The sequence below is a fragment of the Streptomyces sp. NPDC049954 genome (genome assembly GCF_040656295.1).
In the GTDB taxonomy this organism is placed as follows: Bacteria; Actinomycetota; Actinomycetes; order Streptomycetales; family Streptomycetaceae; genus Streptomyces.
The window spans coordinates 1-10,209 of the sequence record NZ_JBFALS010000032.1; the positions used below are offsets into that span (position 1 = coordinate 1).

The window sequence follows — 10,209 nt, forward strand, 5'->3', positions numbered from 1 at the left end:
CGCCGGCCCGGTTCTTGCCGGGGAGGGGCGCCTGAGAGAGGGCCCGGTAGGTCTGGACGAGGAGGGGGACGATGGTGGGGTCCTCCGCTGTGCCCATCGGCGTCGTCGCGGAGAGCCCGGCCGGGGGAAGGCCCGCTCGCTGGAACAGGGTGTGGAGGCGTGCGCCCGCCCCGAGGCCGGCCCCGTCGACCGTCAGTGCCTCGGCGATCGCCGTCAGGACCGCTCCGGCCAGCGGCGTCGGAGGTTCCACCCGCAGCGGGAAGTTGTCGAGGTCCTGGAAGGCGATGAGCCCACCGGGGCGTACCAGCCCGGACAGGCGGCGCAGTGCGGTGACCGGGTCGGGCAGGTGACCGAGGACCAGGCGGCCGATCACCGCGTCCACCGGTTCGTCGAGAGTGACGTCGGGCAGCGTCATGCGCCGGAAGGAGATGTCGTCCTCCGGGCCGGACGCGGTGGCGCGTCTGCGCGCGGCGCGGGCCCGTGCCACTTCGAGCACCTCCTCGGCCGCGTCGATGCCCGTGACCGCGCCCGTGGGTCCGACGATCCCGGCCGCCACGAACGTCACGTCCCCCGCACCACAGCCGACGTCGAGGACCCGCATCCCGGGGCGGAGCCCTGCGAGGCGCAGCGCCTGCTCGGTGATCGGGTCGTACAGACGGGCCTGGAGCAGCAGCCGGTCCGTTTCAGTGGGCGAATGGCCCAGCAGGTAGGCGGAGTCCGTCCGGCCGCTCCCGTGGGTCATCGGTGCTCGCCCCGGGGCGTGAGCATCGGGTCGGTGGTGTCCGACTGGCTGAAGAAGGTGTTCCATCCCTTGATGAGAGCGACCAGGTCGCCGCAGTAGCTTCTCTCCGCCTTGATGTACGTCCCGCCTCCGGCACCGAAGGACCAGGCGACGGCGTTCATCTCCTCGGGATCGTGGGAGGGGGCCGTCTCGAAGAAGGTGTTGAGGCGGTCGCCGACCGTCGGGCGGCGTCCTTCGGGGAGTTTCAGGGCGTAGAAGGCGACTCTTTCGACGGAACCGTCGGCGGGGGCGACGGTCACCGAGAACGTGTACGCGCCCTGGGAGAGGAACGTCGCCATCTCGTCGAGGAGAGGGCCCTGCGGCGGGGTGGCGCCCGCGAGGGCGGTGAAGCGGTCGCACTGGGACTCGGTGACGGGGCCGCGTGCCCGGAAGTACAGGTTGACGGTCCGGTGGGCGTAGTCCACGCAGACGTGCCGGACGTGGTCCAGCCCCAGTTCGTGGAAGGCGGGGCCGAGTTCGCGGAGAGTGGGCGGGACGCCCGCGACGCCGAGCACGTCGTCCAACGGCCGCGTGCCGCCCAGGTACACCCACGTTTTCGTCAGTCCGCGTTCCGCGTCGAAGTCGCACGACTGCTCCGGGGTGCCCTGGTACAGCGTGTTCCAGGACTGGACAAGGTCGCCGAGCGGGTGGTCGGCGGCGATGAACCCCGCCTGTCTGGCCACGGTGACGGTGTCCATGGGGCGACGTGCGTAGAAGCGGTAGTTGAGGCCGTCGCCCGGCCGGTCGGTGGCCCGCCACAGCACGGCTCCCTCGTGGAACGCCGGTCCGTACGCGTCCAGTACGGCGCGGGTCGCGGCTTCCGAGTAGGGCGCCCCGATGCTTTCCGCGGTGGTGCGGACGTCCACCAGGAAGCGTGCCGGGGAGAACGTTGAGTGCTGCACGGTGCTCTCTTCCACGAAGGGCGGCTGAGTACGGCTCTATGGACGGCACTCACTATATATGGACACACGTGTGAGAGGGCCTGGTCGTTTGTGGCCTTTTCCCGGACCGTCCGCCGCATCGGCCGTCAGGAACGTTGGCGGGCAGGGGCATTGGCGTCAGGGTGTTGGCGGTCGCTGTAGGTGTGCCTGAGGTCGTCCCATGGCAGCGTGGGGTCGCCATTGTGTTCCGTGAGGGTGTCGGGGGCGCCGTCTTCGGTGAGGTGTCCGCCGTCGAGGACGATGACGCGGTGGGGGGCACGGGTGAAGCCGTGGCGGGGGATGAGAAAGACGGTGCCGACGCGGTCGTACATGACCTCCTCCGCGCGGGAGCCGCGCGACGCGCAACCGGATGTCCTGCGGCCCGATGGTGGCCGTCCACGCCCGCTCCGCACGACCCCGGCCCGCTCGGGCCGTCGTCCCGAAACCCTCCGGTGAGCTGGCAGCGAGGGGCCGGCACACGGCGTGGGTGTCCAGGCGACGCGCGTGAAGTCGGCGAACTGGCCTGTCGTGATACGGAGGTTCAGCCGTTCCTCGGGGACGACGGCGCCCGGCACGGCATCAGCCGCGGGGGCCCAGAGCGCCGGGGCCCCGGTGTTCGGGGTCTGGCGGCCGGCGCGGCTACGCCGGTGGCTTGTCGATGCCCAGGATCTCCGCCCGGTCGTCGGCTTCGCCGAGGCTCGACAAGTGGTGGAAGGGGGAGATCTTGCAGAGTCCCCCGACAGGTGGGCGACCTCGCGGTAGTGGCCACGGGTCTGGCGGCGGTCGGCGCGACCATGACCGGTGCCGCGTCCGAGGCGGCCGCGGCGCCGGCGAGCGACGGCGGCTGCGACTTGGCCACCTACGAGTTCTGCGCCTACGCGCCCCCGGCTACACCGGCGCCTCGCGCAAGGTACGGTGAGGCCCGGCCGGTGACGACTGGATCGGCCTGTTTCCTGAAGGTACACAACTGCGCCGCCCCTCATCTGTGTTCTTCTGCGCTCACAGCGCTCTGGGCGAGCCACGAGGCTCTGATCCGGAAACGTTTCGGGGCCTCACTGTTCACATCTCCTCGGTGCTCCTCGACGGACGGCCCCTTGTCCGGGGTCGGCCGAACCTTCGCCTGGCGCCGGTACGTGTCTCGTACGGACCGCTCACGGGCGCCGTGTCCGGCGGGACAGGTTCGACAGGGCACGCCCGATCACGCCATTGGCTGTTCCGCTCCGGGTCTTCACCGGCCGGGCCCCGTATGCTGATGAACGTGTGACTTGTTCAGTCTCGTCCCCTGCCCTTGGCAACGGGGCACTCCACGGTGCCCATCCCGACGTTTGGACGTGCAGCCCTCATGACCACACCGCGGAACCTCCTTGTGATCACCATGGACAGGGCCGGCGATCACCCCGTCAAGTCCGGTGAGCTGTCGCTCGCGCTGGCCGGGGCCGAACTGATCGACCTGTTTCGGGCCGGGGCGGTCGAGGTACGTGGGGACCGCGTCGTGCCCGCACGCCCTTCGGCCCCGGCCGAAGGGATGCTGGAGCGGGCTTTCGCATCGCTCCGCCGGGAGGAGCCGTACGAGTCGGTCGGTGACTGGTTGTGGCGCCGGGGCGAGGGGCTGGCCGAGGCCTACACCGCCGACTTCGAAGCCGCGGGGCTGCTGACCAGGCGACGGCGGCGCGGGCACCCCTTCCAGGCCGGTGACCTGGCCCTGAAGGATTCGGCTGTCCGGAACGAGGCGGCGCGGTCGTGGTCTTCGGCGGACCCGGTCCTGGTGACCCTCGCGAAGGCCGTGGGCGTCCCCGGTGAGCGCGCCCAGGATGTCCCCGAGGTCACCGACGACACCGTGGCGTCCGTCCTGGCCGGCGTCGGCGACGCCGTGCTGGAACTGGAGGCGGAGCGGCAGCGCAGGGACATCGAGCGGAAGGCGTTCGACAACGTCTGGCGCGGTCCCGGCCTGTGATGCCGCCTCACACGTGTCCGGTTTCCTTCCCTTCCGCACTTCGCACGGCCGGCTTTCCGGTCTCCGGTGCTTCGCCCGCTCGGCGCCCACCGCACCGGCCGGTGCGGTGTGACGGTCAGTAGACGTCATCGTTCTCCCGCACGAGCGTGAGCAGGCGCAGGTTTCGGCGTAGAGCCACACCAGGGTCACGGTCAGGCCGAAGGCCTCCGTCCAGGATTCCTCCGGTGGGGCGCCGTCCGCGATGGCGTCCTCGACCTGCCGGAAGTGCAGGGCAAGGAACGGGCTCCCAGGCCGCCGCTGCGGAAGCCGAGGCCGGCCTCCTCGGGGAGGGCGGCTGAACACCAGGTCGGAGTAGACACCGTGGCCGAGAAGACTTCCGAGGAAGACGCCTAAGAGGGCCGCGTACGTCAGGATCAGGGCGAGCGAGGGCCGGCTCCTGAAGGCCACCGCCGCTACGACCGCGAGGTCGGCCGGGGCCGCGGTCGCGGCGACCCGTAGGACGCGTCCGCGCTCGCCGGGTCGACCGGTGCCGCCGTCCATGACAGGACGGCCGCGAGGACGGCTGTGCCGAGCGTGGCGGCCGTACGGAGGATGACATCGTTCATCGTCATTCCTCGGCTGCGGCGCCGGCGACCGGCCGGGTCCCTTGCGCCTCCCGGCACGGAGCGCTCCCGTCCGGTGCCGTGTCGGGCGCCGCGACGGCCGGGTTCTGGTGCGCGGGCGTCCCGCCACGAGTGCGGGCGGACCGCCACCGCGACAGGACCGGGTTGCTGCTTTCAGGGAGCGCCGCTCCAGAAGGGCCGTCTGCTGGACTCCCTGCTGTTCCGGGCCTGCTGCACGATCGCCGCTCCGGTCTGGCCGGTGATGGGGATGGCGGGGGGCACCTCGCCGAACGGCCGTGGTGCGGGGCCGCCTTCGAGGTGGTGACGTCTCAGGACTCGCCGGGGTCTGCGCACCGGTGCGAGCCGGTCGGCGGGGTGGGGGCGTCGAGCACCTCGGCGAGGAAGGAGTCCCAGTCCAGTCCGTCCAGTTCCGCCTCGGGAGGCGTGACCCGATAGGTGCGGTCGAGCCAGTCCTTCAGTGGTGGGACGGGCAGTTCGAAGAGGGCGCTGGTACCGCGCGCGTCGAGGAGCAGCAGCCACGCCGTGACCCGGTCGCCGGAACGGGCGGTCCACACCCGGACGTCACCACTGCCGCTCACCGAGTGCAGGCCCTTGTCCAGGAGTTCACGCCCGATACGCCAGGTCACGCTCAGCCCCTGTTCGACCACGAGTTTCAGCGACACGAGCAGCGGCAGAGCCGGGTCGAACCGGAACTCCGCGCGCATGGGCTGCCGGACGAATCCGTCGAGCACCCGGTGGATCTCCAGGGACAGCGGGGGCGGGCCAGGGGGTGATGCGGGCGACGAGTCCCGGGGCGCGTCCCGCCGGGGCCCGGCATCGGGTCGGTGACCGTCCATGACGAGTACTTCCTTCCGTGGTGCGGACTCGACGCCTCCACCCTCCTCCGCGAGAGAGGCCGGTGCATACGTCACTTGACGGGGAGGAACGCGTGCCGCTTCGGGGGCCTGCGGAAGCCCGGCCCGTCCGGCAAGGCGCGCCGAGCCGTTCGGTACGCCCCGGGGGGCGCGCCACCCATCCACCATACGTCACCGCTTAGGCCGGTGACTAGCCGCGCTTCACGCCCCTTCACGCGGCGGACCGCGAACCGTTCACGACTGGACGCGGGCGATCAGGCGACAGGGGCTTCCGGCGCCGCCGCGCACCCGACCTGTGCCCCGGGACGCGCTCCGTCCTTCCTCCACGCTGTCAAAGTCGTACGTCATGGTGTCCGTGTACGTCACCTGCGCCCCGTCCGCGCCGGAGGCCCTGTGCCTGGCCCGGCCGGGAGCGCTGGTGATGACGCGCGCACGGCAGGGCCGGCAGTCCGCCGTGCCGACCGCGGACACCGCGGAGCGCCGCCCGTGCACGCCGGGCGGGCGGGAGTGCGTCAACAGCTGACTGAGCAGCGTCGTCCACGGAACGCCCGGCCCGGTCCGGACCGGCTGACGGAGCTGCAGGAGCGCGCCGGTGGCAAACGTAGCGCCGGCTTCAGCGCCCCTTCCGCGTCGCCGGGCGGGGCGGGGCGTATTTCCTGTGCGCTGTTTCATCACCCCCGTGCGGGGCTCTTCACAGGCCCTGGCTGTCCTGGTCCCCGGGGGCCTTGCCGAGGGCGTCGCGCAGTGCGGCGCGCGAGGTGATGCCCAGCTTCGGGAACACCCGGTACAGGTGGGAGCTGACCGTGCGCGGTGACAGGTGTGTCCGTTCGCCGATCTCCTTGTTGGTCAGGCCGCCGGCGGCGAGGTCGGCGATGCGGCGCTCCTGCCAGGTCAGCGAGGCCAGGTGGGCCGAGGAGGCGCGGGCGGTGACACCCGAGGCCCGCAGTTCGGCCCGGGCTCGTGCGGTCCAGGCGGCGGCGCCGAGCCGTTCGAAGGCCTCGGCGGCCCGGCTCAGCAACTGCCGTGCCGCCCTGGGGCCCTGGGTGTGCCGCAGGCGGATGCCGTGGGCGAGGCGGATGCGGGCCAGCTCGAAGGGGAAGGACGCGGCGCCCGGCCGGCTCTCGGCTCGTGAGTACATCTCGACGGCCTCCTTCTCGTCGGGCGAGGTCATCGCCAGCGCCCCGTAGGTGATCAGCGCCAGCCGTGGCGAGATGTCGGGCAGTCCCGCCTCTCGCGCGGCCAGCGCGTGCCGTCGCGCCTCGTGCGCGCGGCCCGTGTGGAGGGCGGCCTCGACGAGGTCGAGCAGGGTGCGCGGGGCCTGGTGCGCGTCGGGCGTGAACGACCCGGGAGACGTGATGCCGATCGCGTACAGGTAGGCGGCCTCGTAGTCCCCTTCGCTGAGCGCCGCCGCCGTGCCGACGGCATCGGCGATCTGGGTCAGGAAGCCCACCCCGCGCGGACGCGCCCAGGAGTCGACGAGGGCCTGCAGTTCCCGGGCGCGCTCCAACTGGCCGCGCATCGCGGCGAGCAGGGCCAGATAGGCCCGGCTGTGGTAGGCGAACAGCACATGGCCGTGCGACGTCGTCAGGTCGAGCCCGCGCTGTCCCGTCCGCTCCGCCTCGTCCCACTCCCCCGCTGCCATCTGGTCGAGCATGATCAGGTGCAGCATGGTCATGCCGTTGGCGACGGCCCCGGTGTGCACCTCGCGGTCCACGGTGCGCTGGAGGTGAGGGCGGTACTGGCCGAGGGTGTCGACGTGGTAGGCGGCCACGGCCAGGCGTGTGACGTCCCAGGGCTCCATGGCCGGGAGGTCGGCGAAGGCGTCCTCCACCCGCTTCCGTACCCCGGCGCCGCGGCGCACCACGTCGCTCCAGGCGTCCCGGTAGATCAGCGAGCTGGGCCGGACCAGGTCGCCCATCGAGCCGAGCAGTTCGTGGGTACGCTCCCAGACGGCGCGGTCGCTCGCGTACTGGCTGATGGCGAGCAGGAGGTTCACGAGCCGGCTCAGGTCCTCCGGCGGCTGCCCGGTCGCCTCGTCGCGCATGTTCTCGACCGCCGCCATGACCTGGCGCGGTGCGGAGCGCACGTCCCCGTCCTCGTACAGCGCCACGTAGGCGGAGGTGAGCACCGAGGCCGGGGACTGGTTCCCGCCCGGGCCCGCGTCGGAGTGGACGAGCCGTTGGGCCTGGTCAAGCAGCCCGGCGTGCCCGGCGACGAACGCCGCGTCACCGAGCCGCCGGGAGCGGTCCTCGTGGTTCTCGCTCAGTTCCGCGGCCCGGGTCAGCCAGCCCACGGCCGCCACCGCGCCACCGCGCCGGATCGCCGAGTCCGCCGCCGCCTCCAGCGCGGCCGCGACCTGCTCGTCGGGGTCGATCGCGGCGGCCGCCAGGTGTGTGGCGCGCCGCTCCACGTCCTGCCGGTGCACCCGTGCCAGGGCGGCGTGCGCCGCGCGCCGCTGGTTGGGGGTCGCCATCCGGACGACGGTGGAACGTATCAGGGGGTGCCGGAAGAGGAAGTCGCCGCTGACCGGGTCGGTGTCCAGCAGGCCGGCCGCCGCTGCCTCCTCGGTGTCCCTCATGCGGTAGCGCGTGCCGTGTGGGCCGGTGGCGCCTCCCGGCCCGGTGCCGACGCCGTCCAGGGCGCCGCGCAGCAGTTCCCCGCGCACCGTGTCGCTCAGCCGCTCGATGCGGGTGCCGTACACGTGCTGGAGCCGGCGGGGCAGTGGGACGCCGGGGTTCCCGGGCAACTCCTCGGCGCTGCGGCTCAGGTGGCCGCCGGCCACGTAGGGGGGAAGTTCCAGCAGGGCCAGGGGGTTGCCCCGGGCCTCGTCCAGGACCAGTCGGCGGGTGTGCGCGTCCAGCTCGGGGTGGCGCAGGTCCAGCATCCGGCGCGCGGCCTCGTCCGGCAGCGCCGGTACCGGCAGTTCCGGCAGCGCGGCGGTGTCGAACCGTGAGGGGACCTCGGAGCGCAGGCCGATCACGAGCTTCACGGAGCTGCCCGTGAGCCGGCGGCCCACGAACCCGCACACCTCGGCGCTCGACGGGTCCAGCCACTGGCCGTCGTCGAGTACCAGCAGGAGCGGCCGGCGCGAGGCCGCCAGGGCCAGCAGGTCGAGGACCGCGATGCCGAGCGCCATGACCGACGGGGGCCGTCCGTCGGCGCGTCCGAAGACGGCGTCGAACGCGGCTCGGCGGCCTTCGTGCAGGCCGTCGATTTGGGGCAGCAAGGGGTACAGGAACTGGTGCAGGCCGGCGAACGGGAACGCGGACTCCGCCTCGACTCCGGCGGCCCTGATCACCCGGTGCTCCTGACGGGCCAGTTCGGCGAGGTGGTCCAGCAGGGCGCTTTTACCCACCCCCGTCTCGCCTCTGAGGACGAGTGCCTGCCCCTCGGGGGCCGTCACGAACCGCGCCAGAGCTTCCTGTTCCTCGTTCCGGCCGACCATGGTCCTGACGATCGACTCCACGGCCCCACTCCTTTCACCACCGGCCCAGCCCGGCCCGGTTACTTTCGTGCTCCCGCGTGCGGACCGGGCCCGCGGGCGCGGCGATGCCCGGTGGTTCCGGCCGTGCTCCCCGCATCATTGGTGGTGGCCGCGGAACTCTGACGTCCCGTTTCCGGTGATTCGAGGGGTGGTGAAATCCGGCGGACGGTGCGGTTCGCTGAACAGGTGACGGCGCCGGCGGCGGATCACGACGTCGCACGCCCCTCGCGCGAAACGTGGCGGAGATACCGGGGGTGTCCCGGGGCGAAAGGTGTGCGTCGGAGCGCGTCACGGCAGAGATACTGCCATCTTCGCGCCCCAGGAGGGAAATGTGCCTCGCCGGGCCACAGGTTCACACGTATCTTTCCCCGGAGGGTCCTCGCCCGGCCGGGGAGAGGTGAGCTTCACCTCTCCGCCTGCGGGCTGCGGGGCGGGACACCCGCGCGTGCAGCATCTCCTTCGTCATCCGGAATGCCGTCAAATCGCTTGTTTGTGGGCGGCGTTCGGAGGATTCGGCCCTTGTGGCGGACGCCGCCCGTTCGCGGGCTTCCCGTTCGCGGCCCGCTCGTTCGAAGACCTCCCAAGAGACGTCCGCGACGGCGAAGATGTGCAGAGGCGCGCGGCCGTCGCGCCCCTCGAAGGTATGGAGGTTGCCCTATGACGTCCGATGCTCCACCCAGCAGGGTTCTCGACGAGCTGAGCGGTTACAGCGGCGGTCCGTTCGCCGTCCTCGACGCGTTCGTGAGTCAGCGCGCCCGTTTCCTCAGCTACGTGGCCGGTCTCGACGACACGGCATGGGGCGCGGCCACCCGGTGCGCGCAGTGGCACGTCCACGACGTGGTGCGCCATGTCCGCGACGTGGCCGCGCTGCACGTGTTCCAGCTCGGTGGCCCGTTTCCCGGGTTCCGCCTCACGCGGGAGTTCGACCCGGTGGTGACGCCGACGCAGTGGCTGGAGGCGTCGTCCGGGGAGAGCCCCCAGGACACCGTGCGGGAGCTGACCCGTCTCGTGCGGGAGGAGGAACGCCTGCTGCGGGCCAAGGCGGAGGCGGACCCCGAGGAGACGACTCTGGGTGCCCTGGGTCGGACACTCAACTGGTCGGTGGCCTCCGCCCACACGTTCTGGGACGCGTGGATGCACGAACGGGACGTCGTGCTGCCCCGTGGCGAACTCGTGGAGTACCCGGCCAACGAGACGCGGCTGGCCACCATGTACGGGCTGCTGTGCGCCGCCGCCCCGTCGAGCTGGCGGGAGGACTACGTGCACACCCGTCTTCTGCTGGAGGGAAGCGCCGACGGTGCCTACGTCCTGACCGCGGTCGACGGCGTCCTGCGTGTCCTGGGGGCGCCCGGCGACGGGACGGAGCAGCTCGCGGGTGCGGTGGGCCCGACGCTGGACAGCCTCGCGGGACGTGGGCCGGAGCTGGAGGAGGTCCTGGACGGCTCCTCCCCCGCCATTGAACAACTCTCCCTCCTGCGCAGGGCGGTGACCTGACCGGCTCCCGGAAACGTCTCGGCCCGCGCCCCGGTCGGGTACATCGGCCCCGGCGCCGTCTGGCTCCCGGCCTCGGGCAAGGCCCGCATCGTCGCCGTG

At 72.2% G+C, this 10,209-nt stretch carries 9 protein-coding genes and 1 pseudogene; 3 read left to right on the forward strand and 7 right to left on the reverse strand.

Going from position 1 to position 10,209, the window contains the following annotated elements; all coding sequences use genetic code 11:
- From AB0J21_RS33440 to AB0J21_RS33450, 3 genes are all read right to left on the reverse strand, one after another.
- Positions 1 to 742, reverse strand: a 742-nt coding sequence (locus AB0J21_RS33440; protein WP_363149942.1) for a class I SAM-dependent methyltransferase, incomplete at its 3' end; no start/stop codon positions are given.
- A complete protein-coding gene (locus tag AB0J21_RS33445) occupies positions 739 to 1,683 on the reverse strand; it encodes an aromatic prenyltransferase (RefSeq protein WP_363149943.1) in 945 nt (314 codons plus the stop codon). The genes AB0J21_RS33445 and AB0J21_RS33440, both read right to left, overlap by 4 nt.
- Positions 1,684 to 1,808: 125 nt before the next feature.
- Positions 1,809 to 2,033, reverse strand: a complete 225-nt coding sequence (locus AB0J21_RS33450; RefSeq protein ID WP_363149944.1) for a hypothetical protein — start codon at positions 2,031 to 2,033, stop codon at positions 1,809 to 1,811.
- 1,010 nt (positions 2,034 to 3,043) lie between these two features.
- Here AB0J21_RS33450 and AB0J21_RS33455 point away from each other — a divergent pair.
- Complete coding sequence (locus AB0J21_RS33455; RefSeq protein WP_363149945.1) at positions 3,044 to 3,655, forward strand: GPP34 family phosphoprotein; 612 nt, start codon at positions 3,044 to 3,046, stop codon at positions 3,653 to 3,655.
- A 216-nt stretch (positions 3,656 to 3,871) separates the two neighbouring features.
- Here AB0J21_RS33455 and AB0J21_RS33460 read toward each other — a convergent pair.
- From AB0J21_RS33460 to AB0J21_RS33470, 3 genes and pseudogenes are all read right to left on the reverse strand, one after another.
- Positions 3,872 to 4,102: pseudogene (locus AB0J21_RS33460) on the reverse strand (hypothetical protein); the annotation flags it as partial.
- Positions 4,103 to 4,107: 5 nt separating this feature from the next.
- Positions 4,108 to 4,260 carry a hypothetical protein gene (locus tag AB0J21_RS33465; RefSeq protein WP_363149946.1) on the reverse strand — a complete coding sequence of 51 codons (153 nt, stop codon included), beginning with the start codon at positions 4,258 to 4,260 and terminating at the stop codon, positions 4,108 to 4,110.
- A 326-nt stretch (positions 4,261 to 4,586) separates the two neighbouring features.
- Positions 4,587 to 5,114 (reverse strand): SsgA family sporulation/cell division regulator, encoded by a 528-nt coding sequence (locus AB0J21_RS33470; protein WP_363149947.1) that lies wholly within the window; start codon positions 5,112 to 5,114, stop codon positions 4,587 to 4,589.
- Positions 5,115 to 5,478: 364 nt separating this feature from the next.
- Here AB0J21_RS33470 and AB0J21_RS33475 point away from each other — a divergent pair, with 364 nt between their 5' ends.
- Positions 5,479 to 5,655, forward strand: coding sequence for a hypothetical protein (locus AB0J21_RS33475; protein WP_363149948.1), 177 nt, complete (start codon positions 5,479 to 5,481; stop codon positions 5,653 to 5,655).
- 168 nt (positions 5,656 to 5,823) lie between these two features.
- Here AB0J21_RS33475 and AB0J21_RS33480 read toward each other — a convergent pair whose 3' ends face one another.
- A complete protein-coding gene (locus AB0J21_RS33480) occupies positions 5,824 to 8,598 on the reverse strand; it encodes an AAA family ATPase (protein WP_363149949.1) in 2,775 nt (924 codons plus the stop codon).
- Between the two features lie 675 nt (positions 8,599 to 9,273).
- Here AB0J21_RS33480 and AB0J21_RS33485 point away from each other — a divergent pair.
- Positions 9,274 to 10,110, forward strand: coding sequence for a maleylpyruvate isomerase N-terminal domain-containing protein (locus AB0J21_RS33485; RefSeq protein WP_363149950.1), 837 nt, complete (start codon positions 9,274 to 9,276; stop codon positions 10,108 to 10,110).
- Positions 10,111 to 10,209 lie beyond the last annotated feature (99 nt).